20 protein-coding genes and 1 tRNA gene are annotated in these 25,138 nt (G+C 58.2%); 10 read left to right on the plus strand and 11 right to left on the minus strand.

From position 1 onward, the window contains the following. Window positions 1–45 precede the first annotated feature (45 nt). The gene (locus tag BBBR_RS07975) at window positions 46–1,005 is read right to left on the minus strand and encodes a CHAP domain-containing protein (protein ID WP_003829974.1); all 960 of its coding nucleotides are present in this window, start codon (window positions 1,003–1,005) and stop codon (window positions 46–48) included. 253 nt (window positions 1,006–1,258) lie between these two features. Between BBBR_RS07975 and serC the strand changes: the two genes are divergently transcribed. Further along, the gene (gene serC / locus BBBR_RS07980; protein ID WP_003829972.1) at window positions 1,259–2,395 is read left to right on the plus strand and encodes a phosphoserine transaminase; all 1,137 of its coding nucleotides are present in this window, start codon (window positions 1,259–1,261) and stop codon (window positions 2,393–2,395) included. 95 nt (window positions 2,396–2,490) lie between these two features. Continuing rightward, window positions 2,491–2,745, plus strand: coding sequence for a hypothetical protein (locus BBBR_RS07985; RefSeq protein WP_003829971.1), 255 nt, complete (start codon window positions 2,491–2,493; stop codon window positions 2,743–2,745). On the opposite strand, the gene BBBR_RS07990 is transcribed toward BBBR_RS07985, so the two are convergent. Further along, window positions 2,746–3,939, minus strand: coding sequence for a sensor histidine kinase (locus BBBR_RS07990; protein ID WP_019727328.1), 1,194 nt, complete (start codon window positions 3,937–3,939; stop codon window positions 2,746–2,748). A gap of 191 nt (window positions 3,940–4,130) precedes the next feature. Here BBBR_RS07990 and phoU point away from each other — a divergent pair, with 191 nt between their 5' ends. Then, window positions 4,131–4,805, plus strand: a complete 675-nt coding sequence (gene phoU, locus BBBR_RS07995) for a phosphate signaling complex protein PhoU (RefSeq protein WP_003829968.1) — start codon at window positions 4,131–4,133, stop codon at window positions 4,803–4,805. A 369-nt stretch (window positions 4,806–5,174) separates the two neighbouring features. On the opposite strand, the gene BBBR_RS08000 is transcribed toward phoU, so the two are convergent. The 3 genes from BBBR_RS08000 to lysS form a co-directional block, all read right to left on the minus strand. Beyond that, window positions 5,175–5,915: a phosphoglyceromutase gene (locus tag BBBR_RS08000; RefSeq protein WP_003829967.1), complete on the minus strand. Its 741-nt coding sequence runs from the start codon at window positions 5,913–5,915 to the stop codon at window positions 5,175–5,177. A 137-nt stretch (window positions 5,916–6,052) separates the two neighbouring features. Then, window positions 6,053–7,018, minus strand: coding sequence for a 1,4-dihydroxy-2-naphthoate octaprenyltransferase (menA, locus tag BBBR_RS08005; protein WP_033892452.1), 966 nt, complete (start codon window positions 7,016–7,018; stop codon window positions 6,053–6,055). 157 nt (window positions 7,019–7,175) lie between these two features. After that, entirely contained in the window at window positions 7,176–8,858 is a 1,683-nt protein-coding gene (gene lysS / locus BBBR_RS08010; protein WP_003829965.1) for a lysine--tRNA ligase, read from the minus strand. Between the two features lie 94 nt (window positions 8,859–8,952). On the opposite strand from lysS, the gene BBBR_RS08015 reads away from it, so the two are divergent. The 5 genes from BBBR_RS08015 to BBBR_RS08035 all read left to right on the plus strand — a co-directional run bounded on the left by BBBR_RS08015 (window position 8,953) and on the right by BBBR_RS08035 (window position 13,725). Then, a tRNA-Pro gene (locus BBBR_RS08015) sits at window positions 8,953–9,026 on the plus strand. A 191-nt stretch (window positions 9,027–9,217) separates the two neighbouring features. After that, on the plus strand, window positions 9,218–9,493 hold the full coding sequence (locus tag BBBR_RS08020) for a maltose ABC transporter permease (protein ID WP_223261670.1): 276 nt from the start codon (window positions 9,218–9,220) through the stop codon (window positions 9,491–9,493). A 114-nt stretch (window positions 9,494–9,607) separates the two neighbouring features. Next, window positions 9,608–10,798: an MFS transporter gene (locus tag BBBR_RS08025; RefSeq protein WP_003829962.1), complete on the plus strand. Its 1,191-nt coding sequence runs from the start codon at window positions 9,608–9,610 to the stop codon at window positions 10,796–10,798. 83 nt (window positions 10,799–10,881) lie between these two features. Next, window positions 10,882–13,083 (plus strand): DUF4037 domain-containing protein, encoded by a 2,202-nt coding sequence (locus BBBR_RS08030; protein WP_003829961.1) that lies wholly within the window; start codon window positions 10,882–10,884, stop codon window positions 13,081–13,083. A 9-nt stretch (window positions 13,084–13,092) separates the two neighbouring features. Next, window positions 13,093–13,725 (plus strand): DUF4125 family protein, encoded by a 633-nt coding sequence (locus BBBR_RS08035; protein WP_003829960.1) that lies wholly within the window; start codon window positions 13,093–13,095, stop codon window positions 13,723–13,725. 17 nt (window positions 13,726–13,742) lie between these two features. On the opposite strand, the gene BBBR_RS08040 is transcribed toward BBBR_RS08035, so the two are convergent. From BBBR_RS08040 to BBBR_RS08050, 3 genes are all read right to left on the minus strand, one after another. Then, complete coding sequence (locus tag BBBR_RS08040; RefSeq protein WP_032738307.1) at window positions 13,743–15,467, minus strand: alpha/beta hydrolase family protein; 1,725 nt, start codon at window positions 15,465–15,467, stop codon at window positions 13,743–13,745. A gap of 120 nt (window positions 15,468–15,587) precedes the next feature. After that, window positions 15,588–16,307, minus strand: coding sequence for an Asp23/Gls24 family envelope stress response protein (locus BBBR_RS08045; RefSeq protein ID WP_003829958.1), 720 nt, complete (start codon window positions 16,305–16,307; stop codon window positions 15,588–15,590). Further along, window positions 16,304–17,986, minus strand: coding sequence for a PspC domain-containing protein (locus BBBR_RS08050; protein ID WP_025332433.1), 1,683 nt, complete (start codon window positions 17,984–17,986; stop codon window positions 16,304–16,306). The genes BBBR_RS08045 and BBBR_RS08050 overlap by 4 nt, the downstream gene beginning before the upstream one ends. Window positions 17,987–18,114: 128 nt before the next feature. Here BBBR_RS08050 and BBBR_RS08055 point away from each other — a divergent pair, with 128 nt between their 5' ends. Beyond that, entirely contained in the window at window positions 18,115–19,401 is a 1,287-nt protein-coding gene (locus BBBR_RS08055; RefSeq protein ID WP_025332434.1) for an ATP-binding protein, read from the plus strand. Beyond that, entirely contained in the window at window positions 19,398–20,081 is a 684-nt protein-coding gene (locus tag BBBR_RS08060; protein ID WP_003829955.1) for a LuxR C-terminal-related transcriptional regulator, read from the plus strand. Before BBBR_RS08055 ends, BBBR_RS08060 begins: the two co-directional genes overlap by 4 nt. Before the next feature lie 125 nt (window positions 20,082–20,206). Here BBBR_RS08060 and galE read toward each other — a convergent pair whose 3' ends face one another. The 3 genes from galE to gnpA all read right to left on the minus strand — a co-directional run bounded on the left by galE (window position 20,207) and on the right by gnpA (window position 25,067). Continuing rightward, entirely contained in the window at window positions 20,207–21,229 is a 1,023-nt protein-coding gene (gene galE / locus BBBR_RS08065; RefSeq protein WP_003829954.1) for a UDP-glucose 4-epimerase GalE, read from the minus strand. A gap of 138 nt (window positions 21,230–21,367) precedes the next feature. Continuing rightward, window positions 21,368–22,438, minus strand: coding sequence for an N-acetylhexosamine 1-kinase (gene nahK / locus BBBR_RS08070; protein ID WP_003829953.1), 1,071 nt, complete (start codon window positions 22,436–22,438; stop codon window positions 21,368–21,370). Between the two features lie 376 nt (window positions 22,439–22,814). Further along, the gene (gnpA, locus tag BBBR_RS08075) at window positions 22,815–25,067 is read right to left on the minus strand and encodes a 1,3-beta-galactosyl-N-acetylhexosamine phosphorylase (protein ID WP_003829950.1); all 2,253 of its coding nucleotides are present in this window, start codon (window positions 25,065–25,067) and stop codon (window positions 22,815–22,817) included. Between the last annotated feature and the right edge of the window lie 71 nt (window positions 25,068–25,138).

Here is a 25,138-nt window from a genome sequence, read left to right on the forward strand (position 1 = left end):
CCCATTGGGAACATTGGATTTCTTCGGCGTGCCGAATGCGCCAGATCAGTAATGAATGTACTGCAGCGAGCCAGCCTCAGCAGCAGTGAACGAACGCGAGGAGATAACACCCAAACCCTTCACATTGGATTCGGATATCTCGATGGAACCATCGGCGTTGATCTTCTCGACCACGGCGACATGCCCATAGTAGGAATCAGCGCCTTGCTGGCCGGGCTGGAACACCACGACGTCGCCCACATGGCGAGGCGTGCTGTCCACCCAGTAGCCCAGCGCGCTGGCGCTGGAGGCCCACTGACCACCGTTACCGAAGCTGCCACCAACCGGCAGACCCAGCTCGGTGCGGCGCTGATAGGCGTACCACGTGCACTGACCCCACGGGTAAGTGTTTGACGCGCTCCTGCCTACAGCATGGTTCGGATTGAAACCAGCAGGCAGCACCGACTGATCCCCGTCCATCCACGCGGCAACCACCGGGTTGTTGGCGGTGTTGTGGTTCATCAAGTCGGTATTCAACGAGCTGTCCGAGTTGCTCAGGCCCCAGCCGCCCTCGTTGGAGGACTGCGTGGCATTGGCCGCGGATTCATTCAAATCGGTACGGGCCTCGGAACGGGAAGCGGAGCTCACATCGGTGACGCGCTTAATCTGCGTAGTCGTAGTGGCCGCATCGGCAAGCACCGGGGAATTCTCTTCAGTGTTGGCAAAAGCCATTGCAGTGGCGGCAGTGCCGGCCAAAGCTGCCAGAGAGGCAGAAGCAAGAATATGGCTGCGACGTTCAGCCGCGCGGGCGGCCTGACGAATAGAACGACGGGTCTGCGGAGCGATTTCGTTAATCTTCTCAGCTACCGCGGGATCAAGACCCAGCACGGCGGCATCGCTGCCGGCAGCTTGCATGGCACGAACGGCGCGAGCACGATGGGACCCTTTACCGGAGGCAAAAAATACCTTCGCTAAGCTGAACTGCTGGCGCGAGACCTTGGTCGCCTTGTGCGAAGCATGCTTCATACTGTAAAAACTCCTTGGATGGGCTCACGGGCACCTGATATGGGCGTCACCGTTCCGTCACAATTTGCTACTGTACAACGAACTGGGGCCAATGCCCAAACGCATAGCCTACACTTCGGGTGCATCAAACGTTTTACTTCGTGTCCTGAAATCACCGGAAAAGTGCTTCATTCCAACCGTTTACCGCCTATTGTTCATCCGATTATCGGAAAAGTTATGACACAGCTCCCCCACTCTGGCTACCCTTGGAATCATGACAGTGAACATTCCCGCATCGCTTAAACCCAGTGACGGCCGTTTCGGCTCTGGCCCCAGCAAGATTCGCACGGAGCAAATCGCCGCGCTCGGCGCCGGCGCCACCACGCTGCTCGGTACTTCGCATCGCCAGACTCCAGTCAAGCAATTGGTCGGCTCGATTCGCGAAGGGCTCACCGAATTCTTCCACCTGCCGGAAGGCTATGAAATCGCCTTGGGCAATGGTGGTGCCAGTGCGTTCTGGGAAATCGCCTGCGCATCGTTGATTACCCGCCGCGCCGCATTCGGCACGTACGGCTCGTTCAGTGCGAAGTTCGCCGCCTCCGCAGCCAACGCACCATTCCTTGAGGATCCGGTGTTGTTCGCCGGCGAGCCCGGCACCTATCGTCTGCCTGAGCTCACCGAGGGCGTGGACACTTACTGCTGGGCCCACAATGAGACCTCCACCGGCGTTGCAGCGCCGATTCGCCGTGTGCCGGAAAGCTTGGAAGCTGGCGCGTTGACTGTTATCGACGGCACAAGTGCGGCAGGCGCCCTGCCGGTGGATATCAGCCAGACCGACGTCTATTACTTCTCCCCGCAGAAGGCCTTCGGCTCCGATGGCGGCCTGTGGGTGGCAGCGCTCTCTCCCGCCGCCATCGACCGTGCGGCAGGTGTTGAGTCCAGCGCACACCTCGAAGGCGCACGCCGCTGGGTGCCTCCGTTCCTCTCATTGACCAGCGCACTCAACAATTCCCGCAAGGATCAGACGCTGAACACGCCGGCCGTGGCCACACTCATCATGATGGAGAATCAGGTGCGCTGGCTGAACAACAACGGCGGGCTCGACTGGGCCATCGCTCGTTGCGCCAAGTCCGCTTCCATTCTGTACTCCTGGGCCGAGCGTTCCGACTATGCACAGCCGTTCGTCTCCGATCCGGAAGCACGCTCGAGCGCAGTGGCCACTATTGATCTGGACGAGCAGGTTCCGGCAAGTCAGGTGCTTGCCATTCTGCGAGAGAACGGCATCGTCGACTGCGCCGGATACCGCAAGCTGGGGCGCAACCAGCTGCGTGTCGGCGTGTTCCCGTCTGTGGAACCGTCTGACGTCACTGCTCTGACCGCATGCATTGACTATGTGGTCGAGCATATGTAGCGCAATCGTATCCAGCGATTCATCGACGTACAGGAGAGGGGCATGTATAGCCCCTCTCATTTTTTTGACGTTCCTGTTTACTATTGTCGTTGAGTATGAAGTTCGCACCCATTATCGACCCAGCCGTCCGCAAACCCGCACCCAAACCCGTGCGAGTGGATTTGCGTAAGGCATTTGGCATGGGTACGGGCCTGTGGGCTGTGGCGCTGGTCATCGCCCTGATTCTACTGGCGTTTAATCACAGCACCCTTCCGCTGGTCATCATGTGCGCTGCTGGCGTGATTATCGGCGTGCTGCTGCTGATTTGGGAACACTTCGACCGCTGGGACTACCGCCGTCTCGGTCAATGATCATTGGGCCAACGGCAGTGTCAGACTGAACGTGCTGCCCTGTCCCGGCGCACTCCATACGGATACGTCACCGTGATGCGTCAGCGCCACATGCTTGACAATGGCCAGACCCAAGCCAACGCCATCCGCAGTACGTTCGCTCTGCGAGGAGCCACGATAGAACCGCTCGAAGATACGAGCTTGGTCTTTCTTGGCAATGCCCACGCCTTGGTCGATGACTCGGATTACCGCCTGCTCTCCATCCTTGGATTTGACCGCGGACACACTCACCGTGCCATTCGCCGGAGAGTATCCGATGGCGTTTTCCATAAGCTTGGTCACGGCACTGTCGATCTGGTCGGTCTCGCCGTTGATCACCAAGTCTTCATCGCCGGCGACATTGAGCTGGACTTTGGACTGGGCAGCCAGAGGTTCGAGACGTTCGGCCACTTGCCGCAATTGTCCCATCACATTCAGTCGGTTGGCCGAAGACGGCGTAATAGGCTCCTGCGCACGGATCAGCAGCAGCAAATCAGATACCATGTGGTTGAGCTTGCTGCAGCTGGATTTCACCTGCCGCGCATCGTCCATCACCTGTCGCTCATCAAGGTTTCCCGCCTCCAAAGAATCAGCAAGCTTGGCCAGGGCATCAGTGGGGCTGAGCAACTGTTCAGACACGTTCGTAATGAATGAATCACGCACCTGGGAGAACCGAATCGCCTCACTTACATCGGCAATCAACACCACGATGAAATGCTCATTGATGCGCCCCACAGTAACTTTCAGCCAGTTCGGTCGATGCACCGATCGTGTCTCTACATGATTGATTCTGTTCTCGGCGCTGTCGTACCGTTCGGGAGTGGCGGTGGTCAAATCGAACTGACGTTTGCCGCCGGTCTGCCGCACCTCATGCACGGCATTTAATACCTCTTGCTCCGCAATGGCATCGTCCGAGACCACACCCAATCGGTAGGCGGACGGAGAGCAACGCACCACATCATCATTGTCATCAATCACTATGGATGTGGTCGGCAGCATGGAGAGCAAGGCCGCGGTATCGTCGCACAGGTCGTCATCCTCGTCATCGTCGATGAGCGGGGAATCCAAGGAAATGCGATGCGTCACGAATCCCACCACCAGTACAACGACTAGTACCAGCAACACAACGGCCGCAACAATGAGGGCAGCCACAACAGGAAACGGCATCGATGTCATACTTTCATTGTTCCACACGTGCGGCGGCATTCACGTGCGACCGGCACGCCGATAACATGAATTTCAGGTGAACAACCCAATGAACAGTAGAACAACTTGAGGTTGCCATTATCTACATTGAAGTAGGAACGGAATGCTGGAATAATACACTGATACAGGTTGCACAACGAGAAGCATGAAAGGCTGGAGAAATGCGCGTTATTTTTAACGAGGAGCTGAAGCAGGTTGCCGATGACCTCGACCGCATGGCGCAAGATGTGCGCAAAGCGATCAAAGGAGCTGGGGATGCTCTGCTGAATCAGGACGTTGAAGCCGCTCAAACCGTGATTGATGGCGACATCGAAATCGATGCTTTGGAGTCCTCCGTTCTCGACCAGTGCGTGAAGCTGCTCGCCAAGCAGAATCCGGTGGCCACCGATCTGCGCGTGGTGGTTTCCACCATGCGTCTGGCCTCCACATTCGAGCGTATGGGCGATTTGGCCCGTCACGTGGCCGAAGCCGCACGCCGCACGTACCCGGCTGCCGCAATCCCGGAATCCGCTCAACCGGTATTTGCCGACATGGTCGCGTTCCTGGACAACACCGCCGATCAGCTGGTGGCCATGCTCACCGACCGCGATGCCAAGACCGCTGAGGCCATCATTCTGGCCGATGACAAGCTGGACGAGCTGCATCACCGGACCTTCGACCTGGCGCTGTCCGACGAGATCACTCGTCAGCAGACCGTAGACATCGTGCTGCTGGGCCGCTTCCTGGAGCGCCTTGGCGATCACGCCGTGTCCGCCGCCCGCCGTGTGGTCTACATCGTCTCCGGCTTCGACCCCACCAAGGAGCCGACCCGCGACGAAGGCACCGACATCGACTGATAATTGAACACTTATCCTCCTGTGGCTTGAGGAGGATGCCCGAAAAGCGGCGATCCGGCTACGGCTGGACGCCGTTTTTTTGTTGCTTTTAGGCGGTGCACCGGCATATCCACCACGTAGCAAATGTCTCACCACGTAGTGAATCTCCCACCACGATGTCAGCCGAATTTTGCATTTCGCGGAATTCCGCCGTTTTGGGACACCACGTGGTGGGCATTTCACAACGTCGTGGGTATTTCACCTCGCGGTGGGGAGTTCGCTTCGTGGTGGAGCGGCACAAACCGTTTGAAACTTGTTTCGGCATAGCAAAAGGGAGTCGCACGATAATTGTGCGACTCCCCTAATGCTTACCGTATTAGCGGCTTAGGCTCACTCCTGGCCCTGAGCAGCGACAGCGGCGGCACCGGCGGCGGCAGCCTCCGGGTCCAGATACTCACCACGCGGCTTGATCGGCTTGAAGTTCTCGTCCAGCTCGTAGAGCAGCGGGATAGCGGTCGGGATGTTGACCTTGGCGATCTCATCCTCGGACAGGTTGTCCAGCATCTTGACGATGGCACGCAGGCTGTTGCCGTGAGCAGCAATCAACACGGTCTTACCAGCGCGCAGCTCCGGCTCGATGGCGGACTCGAAGTACGGCTTCACACGCTCAACAACGTTGGCCAGGCACTCGGCTTCCGGAACCGGATCGCCGGCGTAGCGCGGGTCGTTATTCTGGGCGTACTGGTCGTTCGGGTCGATCTCGGGCGGCGGAGTGGCGTAGGAACGGCGCCACAGCATGAACTTCTCGTCACCGTACTCTTCGCGAATCTCGGTCTTGTTCTTGCCCTGCAGAGCGCCGTAGTGACGCTCGTTGAGACGCCAATCACGCTGAACCGGAATCCACAGGCGATCTGCGGCATCCAGAGCGATGTTGGCAGTGTTGATGGCGCGACGCAGCAGGGAGGTGAACACGATGTCCGGAAGGACGTTCTTCTCCTTGAGCAGCTCGCCGCCACGCTTGGCTTCGGCTTCACCCTGCTCGGTCAGCGGTACGTCGACCCAGCCGGTGAACTGGTTGGTTTTATTCCATGCGCTCTGTCCATGACGGAGCAGTACTAATTTATAAGTCATACGGTTCAGTCTACAGCCGTATGCCGCCAAACACGAGTATCCGTCTTAGATATTTCATCTCAATTAGGTCACAACGCCGCGTTCCTTTTCCCGGCTCCCTTCCCAAGGGGAGCTGCCAGCGTAGCTGACTGAGGGAATTACAGCGCTACGGAAAGTGCGAGCACCACTGCGAACAGCAGCGTCTGGAAGCTGGCCGCACCCAAAGCGGGACCAAATGCATGCTTCTTGACGCTGGAAATCATGCGCACCGGCACACCCGCTCCAGAGAGCAGCAGCACCACACCCCACGGCCACCATAATGTGCCGCACATCAGTAGGGCAATAATCCATGCAATAACACAGCACACAATCAGCAACGTGCGTGCGCCGGACTCCCCCATACGCACGGCCAGCGTACGTTTGTTATGTTCGCGGTCTTCGTCGATATCACGTAGGTTGTTCACCATCAGTATGTGGCAGGAGAACAATCCTGCCGCCACGGCACCCAGCAGACCGCCGACATCCACCATGCCACACAGCGCATATTCGGTGCCCAACACTGCGGCCAGACCGAAGAACAGGAACACGCCGACCTCTCCAAGACCGACATAACCGTACGGATGCTTGCCACCGGTGTAGAACCAGCCGGCCACTAGCGAGGCCGCACCCACGGCAAACAGCCACCATGCTTGGGAAATCACGATGGCGGCAATGCCGCAGACGCAGGCGATACCTGCACAGATGATTGCCGCAATGAATACGTGCTTGGCCGGCACCAGACCGGATTCGGTCAACCGCTGCGGTTTGCCGGATTGCGATTCACTACCGCCACGTCCGGCATCGGTACCGCGAACGCCATCGGAGTAATCATTCGCATAGTTGACGGCGATTTGCAGGAACAGCGCCACCAACAGGCACAGGAAAGTCACCATCCAGAACCGACCCAACAGCAGATCCTGCTGCGCCCGGTTCACGGCGCAATAAGCCGGCTCAGGATAGATTGCGACGCAGGTGCCCATCTGCTCGATATGCACACGAGCCATCGCCGCACCCACCATCACCGAGGCGATGGAGGCGGCCAACGTCTTGGGACGCGCACCCTTGAGCCACAAACCAATGGACATAAGCAACCTTCTTTCCGATATAACTCGGCTCCCCTCTCTGAGAGGAGCTGTCACCGTAAGTGACTGAGGGGAGTCGCTGGCGGTATCACCCTTCGACTCCCCTCAGTCTCACTTCGTTCGACAGCTCCCCTCACCCGAGGGGAGCCGGAAATAGGTTTCAGCCAACCAGCGGCTTGACCAGCGGGAAGGTGATGGTCTCGCGAATCGTGGCACCGGTCAGCGCGATAAGCAGTCGGTCAATGCCCATGCCCATGCCGCCTGCCGGGGGCATGCCCACACCAAGGGCCTCGAGGAAGTCCTCATCAATATCGCAGGCTTCCTCGTCACCGGCGAGCGCGTCCTTGGCCTGAGCCACGAAGCGTTCGCGCTGCACGATCGGATCGTTGAGCTCGGAGTAGCCAGTGGCCAGCTCGAAGCCGCGCACGTAGAGATCCCACTTCTCCACCACGCCGGGCTTGGTGCGGTGCCCCTTGACCAGCGGGGAGGTTTCAACCGGGAAGTCACGCACGAAAGTGGGCTCGTAGAGCTTGTCCTCGTAGAAGTGCTCCCACAGGTGCTCGACGAGCTTGCCGTGGTTCTCCACGTCGTCACGCTCCACACCGAGCTTGTCGGCGATCTCGCCCAGATGCTCCACGGAGGTACCGGGGTGCTCGGGGCCGCCGTTCGGCACGATTTCCTCGCCCAATGCCTCGGACAGGGAGTCGTACATGCTGATGGTCTTCCATTCGCCGCCGAAGTCGTATTCAGTGCCGTCGAGCAGCGTGACCTTGTGCGAACCGTAGACGTCCATAGCGGTCTGCTGCACGAGTTCCTTGACCAGCTGGCCGATGGAATCATAGGTGCCGTAGGCCTGGTAGGCCTCGACCATAGTGAACTCGGGAGCATGGGTGGCGTCGACGCCCTCGTTGCGGAAATCGCGGTTGATCTCGAACACACGGTCGATGCCGCCGACCAGGCAGCGCTTGAGGAACAGTTCCGGGGCGATGCGCAGGTACAGATCCAGGTCGAAGGCGTTCATGTGCGTGGTGAACGGACGGGCGGCCGCGCCACCGTGCAGGGTCTGCAGCATCGGGGTTTCGACCTCGAGGAAGTCGTGGGCATCGAAGGTGCGACGCAGGGATGCCACGGCCTTGGAACGATTGCGCACCATGTTGCGAATGTTCTCGTCCGCGATCATGCCGATGTACGGCTTGCGGGTGCGGGTGTCTTCGTTCAGATCCTTGTGCAGGGCCGGCAGCGGCTGCAGAGCCTTGGATGCGATGGCCCATTCGGTGGCGAATACGGACAGCTCACCGGTCTTGGAAGCGATGACGCGACCCTTCAGGTACAGATGATCGCCAAGGTCAACGAGCTGCTTGAACTGCTTCAAGGAGTCGGCTCCGATCTCCTTCTTGGAGATCATGCCCTGAATCCTGGTGCCGTCGCCGGCGGACAGCTGCACGAAGCACAGGCCGCCAGCGTTGCGCAGGAACAGCACGCGGCCGGCGATGCCGACCATGTCTTCGGTCTCCTGGCCAGCTTCGAGCTTGCCGTCGTACTTGGCGCGTACCTCTTCGATGGTGTTGGTCACATCAAGGTGCACCGGGTAGGGGGCAATGCCGGACTCAAGCATCATCGCGCGCTTGGCCACGCGCATCTGCACCTGCTCGGGGTGACCCAGCGGGCCGAACTCCTTATTGGAGGGATCCACAGCCTCGTCCAGCGTGGCGCCGGACTTGATTTTCTCACGGATAGTGGCATCCTGCTTGAGCAGCATTTCCGCACGCTCAACAGTGCTCATCTGCGGGACTGCCGGGGTTTCGTTCTCAGTATTTTCAGTGTTCTCAACAACTTCAGCCATGGTTCATCAGTGTACGCAAAGCCTACGATTAAGAACGACATGCCGAGTTGCTTTGTCCAGCACCATAATGTAATATCTACGACTGTTGCCAAAACGGGCTGTAGCGCAGCTTGGTAGCGCGCTTCGTTCGGGACGAAGAGGCCGCGGGTTCAAATCCCGCCAGCCCGACCCATAAGGAGAAACGTTGATTTTTCAACGTTTCTCCTTTTTTTGTTTTATCCTCACCAAGTATCACTATCCACATCATTATTTTGGGTTCCGAGACTTAAAGAAAGTCGGCGGATTCTAGTGGTGGTTGCAACACCTGTGTTGCAACCACCACTAGAATCCGCCAATCAACGGTTCCATCCACCGACGCAATGGCAATATCTTCGGGAATGCGCATTTGCACCCAGACAGACTTCTTGGTCGATCGAGCACCACCACATGCCATCGCTCCACAAGTAGCCGCATTTTTCGCAGCTCAAACTAACAATATCGGAACAGGCGCCGCAGCTGCGTTGCTCGCAGCACTGCCCGTCATCATTGCCTATCTATTTCTTCAGCGATATTTCATTGCTGGAATGGTTGCAGGTGTCGAAAAAACATTATTCAAGTGCAGCACGACTCTGAATAAATACCGGCACAAGGAATAAGCATTCAAAGCAACACATGCTCATGGCATTGTTGATGGCGCACCGTAACATATCGCCCGAATCAATCGATCGCTGCTTCCGTATGCAATACCGTGAAATCTCATGAGAGGAAATATGAAGAAGAGCTTGCTTGCGCTGGCCTCAGGCGCATTCATTCTCGGCGCCGCCGAGTTCGTGATGATGGGCATTCTGCCGCAGGCCGCAGCCGCCACCGGCGTGGACATCCCTACCGCCGGCCACTATATTTCCGCGTATGCCATCGGCGTGTGTTTCGGCACATTGATTCTGGTGTTCGGCCGCAAAGTGCCACCAAAGGATCTCATTATTGCGTTCATGGTTATCGCCTTGATGGGTAACCTGTTCTCCGCATTCTCAGCCAACGCTGCCATGCTCGTCATTGCGCGATTCATCTCCGGTCTGCCGCACGGCGCATTCTTCGGCACCGCCACGCTTATCGCCAAAACCCTGGCCGATAAAGGCAAAGAGGCGCAGGCCGTATCCATAATGGTCACGGGACAAACTTTGGCCAATATGTTGGGCGTGCCGGCAGGCACCTTGATGGCCGAGTTTCTCTCCTGGCGTCTTGCCTTCGGCATTCTGGCCGCATGGGCCGCAATGACGATAGTGCTGTCACTGGCATGGATTCCATTCGTGGCACCAATCAAAGATGCCGGCATCGCCGGTCAGTTCAAATTCCTCACTCGCCGAGGCCCCTGGGTGATCTTGGCTGCCGTGTTCACTGGCAACGCAGGCGTGTTCTGCTGGTGGAGCTACATCTCTCCCTGGCTGCAAAAGACTGGTGGCTGGTCATCTTCCCTCGTACCAATGCTGATGATGCTCGCCGGATTCGGCATGGTAGTTGGCGGCATCATCGGTGGCCGTATTACCGATCGGTGGCGTCATGCCGGCACTGCCGCTCTCGGCCAGTCCATCTCCTGCATTGGTCTGCTGCTTGTGGTGCTGCTGCCCGGCAACCATGGCACTACCGCGTTGTTGACGTTCTGGATTGCATTCGGATTGTTCTTCATCTCCGCACCGCAACAATTGCTGATGACCGAGGCCGGTCAGGGAGGCGGCGAACTCATTGCAGGAGCCGCCGTACAAGTGGCATTCAATTTTGGCAATGCCATCGGCTCGATTGTGGGCGGTGCTATGCTCACTTCATTCTCCATGAACTACCGCTTCACCGGTTTGGGTGGCGTTCCTCTCACCCTGCTCGCAGTCGGCCTGCTCACGTTCTACTCATGGCGATGCGAAACGGACACCGAGGCCATCCATCGCATGCGTGAAATCAAGGTCGACTGAGACCAAGCTCACAGCCTATTCCCTGACGTGTCTGTGCACAGTATTAATAGACTGGAATCAGACGCGATTCAGGGAGGTCTCTCGTGGCTGACGAAGAAGCATTGCTCAAACAATTTGCCGCACAATTCGCTCACGGCCCGAATGATGCTGACGACACAGACGCAGCGGCCGCGGCACAACACGCGAACAACCCAAAAAATCAGGCCGCGACCAACGCCGAACAATCGTCAACGAGCTTTGACACCCAACAATTCCTGAACGGATTGGACGCGATTTTCGACCGTCATGCGGCCGCCACCGAAGCCGGCCCGTATTTGGAACAGGCGATGGTTGACGCAGAGAATGCCGGCGATGAAGCCGGACTGTTGACCGTACTCAACGAAACAATGGGCTTCTACCGTTCGCAAGGACGTCATAAGGACAACCAGTGGATCGTGCAGCGAGCTCTGGAACTGGCCGCTCGCATGGGCCTGACCACCGGCACATCCGAAGCATGGGCCACCACGCTCATCAACTGCGCCACCGCCATGCGCGCCGCCAAGCAATATGACCAGGCCGAAGACCTCTACCACCAGGCCCAGGATGTATGCCGTCATTCGCTGGCGCCCACCGACCGCAGACTTGCGGCGCTTCACAATAACCTCTCAATGCTCTACAGCGAAACGAACCGACCGGATAAGGCCGAGCTTGAGCTGCGCGAAGCACTCCGCATCATCGAAGCATCGAGCGTGAACCCGGACGAGGATATCGATGTGGCCAGCTCGCATACAAATCTGGCGCTGACCTTGCTGACCGAGCACAAGCTGGAAGGCGCCCACTGGCACGCGGCCAAGGCATTGGATATCTATAAGACCGGTCATCTGGAGCATTCCGCACATTACGCCTCCGCATTGGCCGGCTACGCGCAGGTATGCTTTGCCGAAAAGCGATATGCAGATGCCGTCGCCGGGTACCGTCATGCGCTGGACGTGATCGAGGAATGCTACGGCAAGGACACCGATTACTGGCGTATCACCGAAGACAATCTGCGGCAGGCCGAGTCTCAGGCACAAGCCGCGGGTATCGATATCGTTCCGAATGACACTACGGATGCAACCACTGCGTCCGCACAGGAAGCGACCAACGCCGGCACCTCTCGCCAAAATTCCACCGATGCACCAGTCATGCCGACTGCCTTGGTATCCGATTCCGCCGCAACCGCCACTTCTGTAGTTGGAATTTCCGGCCTGAAACTGGCCCGCGCTTTCTGGACGCAGGTCGGCAAACCGATGATCGCAGCCAAATACCCGCAATACGTTGCTCGTATTGCCGTCGGTCTGGTGGGGCACGGATCGGAATGCTATGGGTTCGATGACGCATATTCGCAAGACCATGACTTCGGCCCGCGATTCTGCTTGTGGCTTTCCGATGAGGATTACACCGCCATAGGCGAGCAACTGCAGACCGATTATGACGCGCTGCCCCGAGACTTCAGCATTGACGCACAAGGGCATGCGGTATTCTCCACGAATACCTCGGCTATTGCAACAGACCATGGCACTCCCTCCCCCGCCACTCCACGCGCACAGGGCGCAAACCGACGCGATGGCGTGTTCCGTATCGGTGATTTCTTCGAGTCGATCACCGGATACCGCACCGCTCCGGCACAGACTTCGCCTCACGAATGGTTGATGTTGGATGAGGCCACACTGGCCGCCGCCACTAATGGCGAGGTGTTTGCAGACCCCACCGGGCAATTCTCCAAGACCCGCCAAGGATTCAAAGATATGCCGGACGATGTGCGACTGGCACTGATTTCCAAGCGTTTGGGCATGATCGCACAAGCCGGTCAATACAATCTGCCACGTTCGCTGAAACGTGGCGATGGCGCCGCCGCATGGCTGTCCATCCACGAGTTCGTGAATGCCGCCTCCTCATTGGTGTTTCTCATCAATGTGCCGATGGTGGCCGGCTATCTGCCGTACTACAAATGGCAGTTCGCGGCACTGCGCAAGCTGTCCAAATCGATGTTCGCGCTGCTGCCTGATGTGGCCGAACAACTGGAAAGCGTAATGCGTCTGAGCTCAGCGGCTTGCTACGGCGGCGCCGGTTTCGGCGAGGGCGGCAAGGGTTCCGCCCCGGCGATTGACCAAATCAACGGGATTGTGGAACATATCGCCGCAGAGATTGTCAAGGAACTCCAGAGGGAACACCTGACCACGTCAACCGAAACCTTCCTGGAATGGCAACGGCCTTACATTGAAGATCACATCGCCTCCGACGATCCAGTGCTCAAGAGTTTGTGAGGCTCGAAGATGACCGACAACCTTACCACCGACGAACTGCGTGAAACCATTGTGCACCATGAATGGAACCAATTTCAGCACACCAATAACGAGGGCGGCCGTGCCGCCTGCCAAGGCAATTGGCCGGTTTTCCACCAGATGCGTTTGGCCCAGTTCCTCACATGGGAACGGCCACTGCTCTCCAGCTACGCCGCTGATTTGGACGAAGCCGACCACGTTGGCCGCAATCTCGTCACCGAAAAATACGGCCGCATGATGGCCTCCACCGCACCCGACGACTTCGCAAAGAACATCGAACCGTACATTCCGCGCCTGACTGAATCTCGTGTGTCCAGGCAAGAACAGGTAATCGCCCAGCAAGTGGCGTGGGCCGCCGATTTCCGTTCGCGGTACCCAAAGCTTGGCGAGGCGATGCGCGTGCTGACCACCGCCGAGGACACGCCAACGACCACCTCATTTGAAACATATCTACGCGGCGAACTCGGCACATACTCCGACATGACTTTTGACCTCTATGAAGCGATGATCCGCGAACGAGCCGACACAACCCCTCAGCACAACATCACCGAAGAAACTTTGCTGAACACCGTGCAACTCGGCGGGTTCAGCACTCTTGACGAGGCCGAGGCGGCTCAACGCTGACGCTGCGCGCACCACAACTACAGGCTGAATAGACCCCAGAATGCCAGTGTAGTGCATGTAGCGAGCGCTGCCACCACCATGATGATGCCGGCCGCACAGCGAGCGCCCATGATGTCTGCGCGGTGACGCCATAACCGCTCCGCGACCACGGCGAACAGCAGTACCAGCACCACCGTCAATGCCTGCAATACCCGCCATCCGATGCCGAAAAGCCGCGGATGTGGCATAACATATACAGCCGCCACCCCTACGGCACCCATATACCCGTACAGCAGTACGGTAATCACCATTATCGCAACGCCTAAGCCGGCAATAGGCCCTGCAACACTACGGGGCATGGCCCGCCACGCCAACACAGGATTGGCATGCATCGCACGCCAATCGCGCAACGTGTACAGGCGGTTACCGTCAACAACTATTGCATTACGACGCCGGTGACGGTTGCCATCATCGTCAACATGCGTACCGGCATCTCTCCGATACGGCTGATTCCATCCGGCAGGCATGTTTCGTCCTGGTACACGCCGACCCAACGCACCGCGCATGCGCAGCCAATCCACAATATCCATGGCAATACCAAGTATGACCGCAATCAGCATAAGCACCGGCCCTGCAATCATGATGCCCGCCAACACACCAAGCGAGCCGATAATACCCGACTTGGTTTGCTGCGGTGCCGCAAACTGCTGATGAGGATGCACTCCGGCGATCTGTGGCGTGGCCCATCCGTCAGCCTGAGCGCCTGCGGCAATACCATTCACCCAGTTCTCCAACGCCTGCGTATACCCTTGCGCCAACGGTAGATTCAGCGTGAACAGTCCCTTGCCGGCCCGCATCTGATGGTTGCCGACAAAGTACCGCACAGTAACGTTCTCATTGCCTGCGCTGCGAGCCGCGTCAATGATGCGCTGCGCACCTTGCTCAATGGGCATGGCGGTGTCAGAAGCGCCGTAATTCACCAGAAGCGGCATGGTCAAAGAACGCAGGTAATGATCGGCATCGAAATCGGCATAGGCAAGATCAAAAGGAGCGTAGTTGAGCGACATGAGTTTGGCCGTGTCTTTGACCACAGGAGCGGGCGCGCCGGCTTCATGCATATAGGCGCTGACGGCCATGGCCATTTGCTCGCGACCTTTAAATACTGGTGCCGAAGTCAGGACGGCAAAAGCGATATCCTGCCGCTTGGATGCCAGAATCGTGGATATCCATGTGCCTTCGGATTCGGCGTAGATGCCGGTTTTTGCCGGATCGACGCCTGCAGTGCTACGCAACACATCCAAAGAACTGCTGTATTCGCGGGCGAATCGCTGGTAGTCGCGATGCAGCACGGTGTAATTGTCATTGCGCTTGGCCGGAACCAGCGTCACAATACCGGCGGATGCCATAGCGTTGGCAATGTCGCCGAAGTCCTCGGCCCCGCTGGTGCCGGATCCATGGATGAACAGGCAGGCCGGGCGACTGCCAGGCGCATCAATCGGCTCCCGCAAGATGGCCGGCAACGTGACTCCATCGTCCACTTCAATAGACAACTTCGTTTCACGAGTGCGATATCTGCCCTCATGCGGAATGTCCGCATGAGCAGGAGCAATAGCGGGATCAGGCGAGGAAACGGCAATATGATCGCTATAAGGCCGAGTGCTCCACTGCGGCATCATCGCCCAGCCAAGCAGGGAGAACACTAACGCAATCACCACCGCAATCGCAGCGATATTCAGCACTCGCCGCACTGTGATCCGCGTCATCCGTTCTACCTCCCCCACAAGCATAGAACGCCTTACTTCAGATATCGCATAGTACCGAAGTATGATTTCTTAGCCCCTCAGTCAGCTGTGCTCGCAAAGGGGCTTGCCAAACAATACGAGTTATTTTTTCTTCACGGCGCCCATAATGGCCCACACGATAGCTATGGCCACCAAGACCACGCCCACTATTGCGCAGACAATAGCCACCAACACCTGCGGATCAGCGGCGAACTGTGTGATCAGCATATCGGGGAACGTCACGCCGAAGAACAACCCCAGTGCGCCAATCAATACGCCCAATAGACCGAAAACAACGGTCAGTGTACTGATGCTGCTTTTCTTGGCAGGTTCCATCCTTGTGCTCGACTGAGACTGAGCATCCACATGCTGTGCGGATGAGGCGAATTCCGCATTAGGCGAAGTTCCAGATGCAGTCTGTTCATTCCCCGAGGAAGCGTTGCCCGCCGCATAGAGCGGAATGTCGCTTGCGGGCGGAATTGACGTATCGGCAACCGCCTCCAGAGGAATCGTCTTCTCGTGGTCGTCCGACACGATATCTTCAGATTCCTGATTGTCGTCAGCAGCCGGAATCACCGTCGTTGCCGAACCATCAGCCGCCGTAGTCATTGGCCGAGTCTCATCAATACTGCCGTCAACCACGGGCAGGGCCGAGGTCTCCACCGCATCTGCAGCTGTTGGCAGCACCTCGGTCTCAGCCGCCGTTTCATTATCGGGCGAATGCAGCACCTTGGTCTCGTCTGCATCGTCGGATACCGACAGCGGACGGGTCTTGGCCTGGTCTTCGATGGTCTTCAGTTCCTTGGTGTCGTCGCTCATCATTCTGCCTTTCCTGAGTCCTCGGTGTATCCGTTCGTCGTATCGAAGTTGTTCCTGAATTGCATATACGTCGACCCTTCCCAATCCGAGATATAGATCATATTCACCCGGGCGCCGGCCGAGAAGGGGATGTCTACGAGCAGCTCAGGGCCATTTGCCGGCATTTTGCTATCGTCCGTCATCCAGGCATAGTTGGTGTCATAGCTGTCGATGGAATACCCCTGATCGGTATCGGAAAACCCGATAAGGTCCACCGTGTCATATATCACCGCATACTTGCCGCCCATGCTGTTGCTGTACGTGTACCCGCGCCACGCACTGCCAATGCCGTAGGAGCACCCGTCAGGAAGAATGATGTGAACCTGAGCCTGAACCGCGGATATGGTGATGGTTCCCGCCGGGCAGTTGCTGATGGACGTATTGCCATTCGACAATTCCAGCTTATGAGGCGCATGGCTGCTTTCCCAATCCGACAGGTCAAGCACAGCCTGGCTGGAGTCGTAGTCGTCACCGGAGAACCATACGCCCCTCACGAGTTTATCGAATGTCCGTTGGCTGGAATCCGCATAAAACTGGTCGTTGACCTGCACCTGGTTCATACCATACGCGTCCACCGACGCATGGCCGCCAGCACTGGACAGCGTGATATCCGTGTAACTGATATTGGTATGCGTCGCATCGTAATGGCGGATGGCATACGTACCGCTCGCGATAATCATGCACATCGCGCAGGCTCCGGCCATCAAGCCCAGCGGAATCAGTCCACCTGCACGACGCCCCTTGAATCCCAGCACAATGACAATCAGACCCATCACCACGCATACTGCGGAAATCCATATGGTGCCCACGCGCACGATGCCACTGACGTCCATGTCATATTCCCAAATCACCGCCATAACGGCAGCGAAAGAAATGAAGGACAGTCCCAATACGCTCAGCACCACAACCGGGCCGGCCGGCTTGCGGCGGGTGGAGGAACGCGGCGCCGCAGCCGCGACAGGATTGGGCATTGCATACTTGCCCGCAGGGATGCCATCTACCGGCATCGCCGCAGAGCCGCTTGTGGGATTATACGGCCGCTGCCCCGCCTGCGGAACAGGCTGTGAAACATATGGAACCGACTGTGAAACAGGTTGTGAAACATATGGAGGCATCGTTGCAGACGGTTGCATAGAGGGGTTCGGTGCAAGGTTATTCGGATTATTCGGTCCGTTCGGATTATTCGGCGGCGCGGTGGACTGACCACCGTGGTACCCGAAACCGTATCCTTCCTGCTGACGAACACCGCTTTGCGCAATCAGCCACAGCACCAGAGCGGCGAGCGCAATGCACACCCAGCCGGCGCCTGGAATCAGCACAGCCACAGCCATAAACAGGAAGCAGCCAAGACAATTCCAATCCCACTGGCCTTCAATCAAATCTTCGGCGAGAATCTGCCCGCTGCGCACATCGGGAATGAGAAACCATCCCATTGCGTATAGCGCCGCGCCAAAACCAAAGAACAGCGTGGCCACAATCATCAGCGCACGCACTAATGTCGGACTCCAACCGAGACGCTGCGCGATACCACTGCATACGCCGCCAATCCAACGATCATTGCCGCGGATTAATCCGGAAGAACGCACCCATGTAAAGAAACGCCGCGGAGCTTTGCCCGGCTGCGGCTGTTGATACGAATTCATATGTGGACTGCTCATGCTTCCATTACACAGCCCGAACGCAACCACAAGGCTCGGGGAACACCCTGATTGTTCCCTGAACACCATGTAAAACCCCGGTTCCAAAGCCCTGAACGCGGCACAATAGAGATATGACATCAATTCCCGAACCGCTGCTGCCCGCGCGTATGCCGTTGACGCGACCCAAACGAGGCCGCTGGCTCACCGGCGTCTGCAAAGGCATCGCACTACATCTCGGCATTTCTGTGATGTGGGTTCGGCTGGCATTCATTGCACTGACCTGCTTGTATGGTGCCGGCATTATCGCCTATGTGTTCCTATGGATTTTCATGCCGGCCGGCGATCCTCAGGCTGTGGCAAGTGCGGAACATATACCAGTGGAGCAAGCTCCGCTCGCGCGGGGCAACCAGCCCGCACAGGCCGGCGTTGAAGACACGGCCGTCTCGGCTGAGTCATTATCCGAAGCCATCCAGCGCGCCCCGAAACCTGCGTTAGTGGCGTTGGCCGGGTTCGTGTTGCTGACCATCGGCCTGCTGCTGGTCGGCACCGGCGCTGATAGCCAACTCATCATTCCGCTGCTGCTTGGACTGGCCGGCATAGCCTTGGCCTGGATGAATCTAAGCCCGAACGGCACACAGCTGCTCTCCATGCTGGGTGGCATCGCACTCATTTTCATGGGATGGGCCATATATGTGTCGAACGTGACCTACGTCGGGTGGGGCACCTCGCCACGTCGCATCATGCTCAGTGGATTCATTATGATTGCGTGCATTGTACTGGCGGTGATGCCATGGGCGAATGCCATGCTACAAAGGCTTTCCCGCGAGCAGGCGTTGAAGGAGCGCGAGGAAGAGCGCGCGGACATGACCGCCCATCTGCATGATGGCGTGTTGCAGACGCTGGCGCTCATCCAACTGCATTCCGAAGACCCCGCCACTGTGTTCACCCTGGCGCGCGGGCAAGAACGCGAGCTGCGCGAATGGCTGTATCAGGAACGTTCCACATCGGATCGTTCCGTCAGCGCCGGGCTGAAGCAGATCGCCGCCGAGGTTGAGGACGAACATGGCAAACCGATTGAGGTGGTCACTGTGGGCGATGCCCATCCAAGCGCCCAGACCGATGCGCTGTTGGACGCCACGCGTCAGGCGCTGGTCAATGCCGTCACACATGGCAGCGAGCCGATCTCCCTCTACTGCGAAGCTACAGATACGACGGTCGAAGTGTTCGTGCGCGACCACGGCGAAGGATTTGATATCGATACAATACCGCCAGACCGATTAGGCATCCGTGAGTCGATTATCGGGCGTATCAAACGCCGCGGCGGTACAGTGGAAATCGTATCCAGAGCCGGCTGGGGCACCGAAGTGAGAATGCATATGCCGATTGCATTGAAATCGACACAAGGAGAGCATCGATGAGTGAAGCTGCAGCAGACCGCATTCGCGTGGCGGTAGTGGATGACCACGAAATGTTTCGCGCCGGCGTGATTGCCACACTGCGAGACTCTTTTGATATCGTCGGCCAGGCGGCGGACGTGCCCGGCTCGGTGGCGATGATTGCCCAGACCAAACCACAAGTGGTATTGCTGGACGTGCACGTGCCGGGCGGCGAAGGTGGCGGCGGTGCCGAGATCCTTACCAAGTCACGCGCCTACTCCCCCGCTACTGTGTTTCTTGCGCTGTCGGTTTCGGATGCGCCTCAGGATGTGGGTTCGGTGATTCGCGCCGGCGCCCAGGGGTATGTGACCAAGACGATTACCGGAGCCGATTTGATTTCCTCCATCAAGCAGGTGCATGAGGGCTATGCCGTGTTTTCGCCGAAGCTGGCCGGATTCGTGCTTTCTGCATTCCAAGGTGTGCCGGCCGCCGGAGCCGATGGTGCCGCGCCTGTGCATGACGAGGAACTGGACAGACTTTCCGCCCGCGAACAAGAAGTCATGCGATTGATTGCCCGCGGATACACATATAAGGAAGTTGCCGTGGAACTGTTCATTTCGATTAAGACGGTCGAAACGCACGTGAGCTCGGTGCTACGAAAACTTCAGCTTTCGAATCGCACCGAGCTCACGCGCTGGGCCGCCGATCGGCGGATTGTATGAGATATAAGAGAGCTCCCGTTGGCGGGAGCTGTCGGCGTAGCCGACTGAGGGTGGTCAACGTCATGCGGCACAAACCACCCTCAGTCTCACTTCGTTCGACAGCTCCCGCCAGCGGGAGCTAAAAATCACTCGGCGTCGCGGAAACCGTTGGGGTTCTTGGTCTGCCAGTTGAGGGAGGAAGCGGCCATATCGTCGATGGTCAACTCGGCCTTCCAGTCCAGCTCCTTTGCGGCCTTGGAGGCATCGGCATAGCATGCAGCAATGTCACCGGGGCGACGAGGCTTGATCACGTACGGAATCGGGTGGCCGGCAGCCTTCTCGTAGGCCTTGATGACCTCGAGCACGGAGTAGCCGTGGCCGGTACCCAGGTTGTAGACGAACACGCCTTCCTTGTCGATGTGGTCGATAACGGCCACGTGGCCCTTGGCCAGGTCGACCACGTGGATGTAGTCGCGCACGCCGGTGCCGTCAGGGGTGTCGTAATCGTCGCCGTAGACCTGAACGGCCTTCAGCTCGCCAACCGCGACCTTGGCCACGTACGGGGTGAGGTTTGCCGGAATACCCTTCGGATCTTCGCCAAGCAGGCCGGACTCGTGAGCGCCAACCGGGTTGAAGTAACGCAGCAGCACGATGGTCCAGGACGGATCGGCCACGTGAACGTCGCGCAGGATCTGCTCTTGGAACAGCTTGGAAGTGCCGTACGGGTTGGTGGTGCCGCCAGTCGGCGTTTCCTCGGTGATTGGCAGCTCCTTCGGGCTGCCGTACACGGTGGCGGAGGAGGAGAAGATGATCTTCTTGACGTTGTGCTTCTTCATCACCTTGAGGAGCACGAGCGTGGAGTACAGGTTGTTGTCGTAGTATTCGATCGGCTTGGCTACGGACTCACCCACGGCCTTGAGACCGGCGAAGTGAATGACCCAGTCGATGTTGTTTTCAGTGAAGACGCGCTCCATCAGAGCCTCGTCACGCACGTCGCCGTCGTAGCGCTTGACCGGCTTGCCGGTGATTTGCTCGACACGCTCAAGTGCCACCGGAGACGAATTGCCGTAGTTGTCCACGGAAATAACGTCATAGCCCTTGTTGAGCAGTTCGATGTCGGTATGGGTAGCAATAAATCCAGCGCCGCCCGTAACCAGAACAGTGGTCATGTTTCCTCCTTGGGAAGGATGTTGCCTTCGGTTTCCTTCGCTGCCAACTTTATCACAGATTGTGCCAAAATCGAACTTTTGCGCAAGTTTTCTGTTCGCTCGTGTTCATAAATGTGAACTATTGGCCGGGACTACGTTCTATTTCATGATGTCCGCAACGATGGCGTGCGTCTCATCAACCTTCTGCTCCATCTCCTGCACCAGCTTGATCTGGGTACGGGTACGTACCAGATTGTGCTCAGGATACTTCGTGGCAAAGTACACGTCGCCCTCCAGATAATCGGCGAGGAAACGCATGCCGCATTCCATGGTGAGCAGGTTGCCGCTGAAAGCCAACAGCTCGGCCTCGCGCTCGGTGATGCTGCCGCGCAGCTCCCCCACAAAACCTTCGGCGTAAGCACGGAACAGCTCGGTGCTGAAATGCACTTTGTCCAAATCTTTCTCATCTTCCAAAGCAGTGGAGGCTCCAAAGCGAATCGAATCACCGAAATCGAACAGCATTGAGCCCGGCATGATGGTGTCGAGGTCGATGATCGCACGCGCCTTTCCGGTGGTGGCATCCATGAGAATGTTGTTCAGCTTGGTGTCGTTATGAGTCACACGCAGCGGAATCGAGCCGTCCTTCAATCCATCCATCACGGTGGCGTACTGATCAGCATGGGCCAGATAGAAGTCAATCTCCGGCTGGCAGCTTGCGGCACGGCCGAGCTTGTCCGCGGCAAGGGCGGCCTTGAAATCCTCAAAACGATGAGGGGTGTCGTGGAAGTGCGCGATGGTCTCGGTCAACTGACCGGCATCGAACCCGGACAGGAAATTTTGGAAGTCGCCGAATGCCCTGCCGGCCTCACGGAATACATCTGGATTCGGCACGAGATTGTAAGACACGGTGTGCTCGATGAATTTGTATACACGCCATGCACCGCCATCGATCTCTTCCCACGTTGCGCCGGAAGTGGTGGGCACGATATCCAATGTCTCCTTGCCCCGAGCTTTGAGGGCAGAAGTAACTAGTTCGACATTGCGCATCAGATTTACCGTATCGGGGAAAATGCTGGTGTTCATCCGCTGCAGGATGTAACGGGGGCCATCAGTGACCACCAGATAAGTGGTGTTGATGTGTCCGTCGCCATAAGGCTCGACGCTGACGATATTGCCCTCCAGTGCGAAGTGTGAGGCGATGTCAAATAGTGTTTCCTGGTTTGCGGCCATGATGAGGTCCAATCTCCCTATAAAGCCGCAATAAGCGGCATTGCTTATTTGTTAAGTATATATACATAAATAGACATTGATATGATTTGCAACACCCGAGAACGAGCCACAACACCGTGGACGAACGCGCATACAGGGGTATCTGTTTTCAAAGATGCACATTCTGGCCGTTGCAGAATGCTATCTGCTTTCAAAGAGGTACCGCGATGCGGAAAACCCAAGTATAGATGTTGATATTTCAACGCCCATACTTGGATTTTCGACGAACTGGCACCCCTTTGAAAGCAGATAGCATTTTGCATGGGGACCGATGTACCTCTTTGAGGGGAGAAAGCCCTCTATTTTCCGCATTTCTCCCCTCAGTGGACTAACTTTGTCAGTCGTTGCGCCAGGCGATGCCGCTGGGCTGGAGGTCGAAGGTCTCGCTCGACCCGTCGGCCAGGGTCACGGTGGTCGTCTGCGGCTGGTCGGTGTTGTTGACCACGCAGTACAAGCCCTGTCCGGGGAAGTGGGCGACCTCGCACTCCGGGTTGCTGGAGCTCCACGCCGCGTACCGGTCCTCCTTGTGGCTGGCCCAGAACAGGGCACGTTCCAACAACCTGGCGTTGGCCGCCGAATACGGCAGGCCGGAGATATAGACGCCGCGGCCCTTGCCGTATTCGTTGGCCGCGAGCTGCACCTGGCCGTTGTCCGCGCGCAACAGGGTCACATCCTCGCTGACCGGATACGTATTCGCCACGGCTTCGCCGAAGTCGATGCCGCCCAACGGGGCGATGCCCTGGCCGCCGCCGCAGCCCGACAGGGGCGCACGGTAGCCGGCCCGCTCCCAGGCCCCGCGGGCCGCCGGGTCCACGGGCACGTCCGTGGTGATGAAATGCTCGGGTGTGACGGGCGGGAAGTACTTGTCCACCGACAGGGTCTGGAAGCGCTCCTCGTCCACGCCCAGCACGTCCGCCAGCTGGAAGAAGCGGCCCGCCTGGAAGCGCGGCAGCGAGCTCGGCTCGCCGACGCCCACCAGCGCGCCGCCGTCACGCACCCATGCGCGCAGGGTCTCCACGAGCTTCGGATTCGCCCACACGTCGCCACCGGTGAACGCCGTGTCCACCGGGCCGCCGTTGATGATCACGTCGACGTCCGGGTCGACGCCGTGCTCGAGGATGTCATCGAAGCTGACGAACCTGACGTTGACGCGCATGCCGGACAGGGACTCCAGGATCCCGTAATACGAGTACGTCTGCTTGTTGGGCAGCGCGTGCGCCACGGTGAACGCCATCCAGGAGCGCATCCTGCCCCACGAGTTCAGGATCGCCACGTTCAATTCGCCCTCGGCGGCCACCCCGTCGGTGCGATCGTGGATGTCGCGGAACTCGTCCGCGATGTGCGTGACGGTGTCCACGAACTTCGGGAACTTCGCGGCCAGGGACAGGTAGCCGCCGTAGCCCATGCGGGAGATCGGGGACCTGAGGATCGCGCGGCGGGCTTTGCGCCAGTTGTCGAGCCCCTCGATGCTCGGGTCGTTGCCCTCATAGAACGTGTCCGGGAAGAAGTACGGCAGGAAACGGCCCTCCGTGTATTTGACGCCGGGAATGTCCGCGATCATGCGGGTCGTGGTGCCGTCGCCGATCGAACCCACCACCGCATCCAAGCCCAGCTCGTCGAACCCGTCCTTGTAGGGTTCAGTGCCGATCCATTGGTCGCCCAGGAACATCATCGCCTCCTTGCCGGCCGCATGGGACATGTCCGCCAGCTGCTTGACGTTCTTGCGCACGAAGCCAGACAGGAAGTCGATCCAGTCGCGCTGGGCCTTTCTGGGCACACGCCATGCGCTGTTGTAGGCGCCACCATCCACAAAGTCCTCAGGACGCAGACGATATCCATATTCCTTCTCGAAGTCGTCCAAGGCACGCGGGCTCACGGTGCAGGCACAGCCGAACCAGTCGACCACCTTTTCGCGACGCTTGGCGTCGAACAGCAATGTGAACTGGTAGAAGAACGTGGTGAAACGCACCACATCAGTCTGCGGGCTGTCCTTCAGCCACCTCGCGAACGTGTCGAACACGAACTTTCGGGTGGCGGGATGGTAGATGTCGAACGGGATCTCGTGTTCCTTGTCGCCCCAGTCGTTGGTCAGATGGTTGTACATCTCGACCGGATCCCAGATGATGTAGGCCAGGAACGAAACCGTGTACTCGTGCATCGGCACGGCAGCGGTCACGTGCACGGTATCCTCGCCCGCGTCCAGCGTCCACTGTTCGGGCGGCACGACTTCGCCCGTCGTGCGGTCCACGACCTCCCAATACCTGTGCGAGTCCGCGTCACGGTTCGGCTTGAGCTGCTCCTCGAAGAAACCATCCATCAACGGCACATCCACCGCATCCGACTCCGCCAGGATACGATCCGTCAGCAGGTACACCTGTGGCGTCTCGTCCATATGCAGAGTGATCCACTCGTTATGCGCACGCGTCGGGAAATACGCACTGTATATCTTCTTGCCAAGAGCGAGCACATCCTCATCAAGATGCGTGCCATCCGAGTTGCGGATAGCATCTGCGCCCCACAATTCGGCAAGCTCCTTGGTCTTCTCAGCAAAATTCTCCTCACTCGGCAAAGTGAAGCGGCCAGTACTCATGAGTTCTCCTCTATAGAACGGTCGAATGGGAAAGCATGGCGACGAAATGCCACAACAAAAAATGGCCGGCG

Source organism: Bifidobacterium breve DSM 20213 = JCM 1192, from assembly GCF_001025175.1.
GTDB lineage: Bacteria > Actinomycetota > Actinomycetes > Actinomycetales > Bifidobacteriaceae > Bifidobacterium > Bifidobacterium breve.

Excerpts from the sequence above, each read along its gene's own strand:
- BBBR_RS07975 (WP_003829974.1), bottom strand. The coding sequence starts at position 1,005 with ATGAAGCATGCTTCGCACAAGGCGACCAAGGTCTCGCGCCAGCAGTTC.
- serC (WP_003829972.1), top strand. The coding sequence starts at position 1,259 with ATGACAGTGAACATTCCCGCATCGCTTAAACCCAGTGACGGCCGTTTC.
- BBBR_RS07985 (WP_003829971.1), top strand. The coding sequence starts at position 2,491 with ATGAAGTTCGCACCCATTATCGACCCAGCCGTCCGCAAACCCGCACCC.
- BBBR_RS07990 (WP_019727328.1), bottom strand. The coding sequence starts at position 3,939 with ATGACATCGATGCCGTTTCCTGTTGTGGCTGCCCTCATTGTTGCGGCC.
- phoU (WP_003829968.1), top strand. The coding sequence starts at position 4,131 with ATGCGCGTTATTTTTAACGAGGAGCTGAAGCAGGTTGCCGATGACCTC.
- BBBR_RS08000 (WP_003829967.1), bottom strand. The coding sequence starts at position 5,915 with ATGACTTATAAATTAGTACTGCTCCGTCATGGACAGAGCGCATGGAAT.
- menA (WP_033892452.1), bottom strand. The coding sequence starts at position 7,018 with ATGTCCATTGGTTTGTGGCTCAAGGGTGCGCGTCCCAAGACGTTGGCC.
- lysS (WP_003829965.1), bottom strand. The coding sequence starts at position 8,858 with ATGGCTGAAGTTGTTGAGAACACTGAAAATACTGAGAACGAAACCCCG.
- BBBR_RS08020 (WP_223261670.1), top strand. The coding sequence starts at position 9,218 with ATGGCAATATCTTCGGGAATGCGCATTTGCACCCAGACAGACTTCTTG.
- BBBR_RS08025 (WP_003829962.1), top strand. The coding sequence starts at position 9,608 with ATGAAGAAGAGCTTGCTTGCGCTGGCCTCAGGCGCATTCATTCTCGGC.
- BBBR_RS08035 (WP_003829960.1), top strand. The coding sequence starts at position 13,093 with ATGACCGACAACCTTACCACCGACGAACTGCGTGAAACCATTGTGCAC.
- BBBR_RS08040 (WP_032738307.1), bottom strand. The coding sequence starts at position 15,467 with ATGACGCGGATCACAGTGCGGCGAGTGCTGAATATCGCTGCGATTGCG.
- BBBR_RS08045 (WP_003829958.1), bottom strand. The coding sequence starts at position 16,307 with ATGATGAGCGACGACACCAAGGAACTGAAGACCATCGAAGACCAGGCC.
- BBBR_RS08050 (WP_025332433.1), bottom strand. The coding sequence starts at position 17,986 with ATGAATTCGTATCAACAGCCGCAGCCGGGCAAAGCTCCGCGGCGTTTC.
- BBBR_RS08055 (WP_025332434.1), top strand. The coding sequence starts at position 18,115 with ATGACATCAATTCCCGAACCGCTGCTGCCCGCGCGTATGCCGTTGACG.
- BBBR_RS08060 (WP_003829955.1), top strand. The coding sequence starts at position 19,398 with ATGAGTGAAGCTGCAGCAGACCGCATTCGCGTGGCGGTAGTGGATGAC.
- galE (WP_003829954.1), bottom strand. The coding sequence starts at position 21,229 with ATGACCACTGTTCTGGTTACGGGCGGCGCTGGATTTATTGCTACCCAT.
- nahK (WP_003829953.1), bottom strand. The coding sequence starts at position 22,438 with ATGGCCGCAAACCAGGAAACACTATTTGACATCGCCTCACACTTCGCA.
- gnpA (WP_003829950.1), bottom strand. The coding sequence starts at position 25,067 with ATGAGTACTGGCCGCTTCACTTTGCCGAGTGAGGAGAATTTTGCTGAG.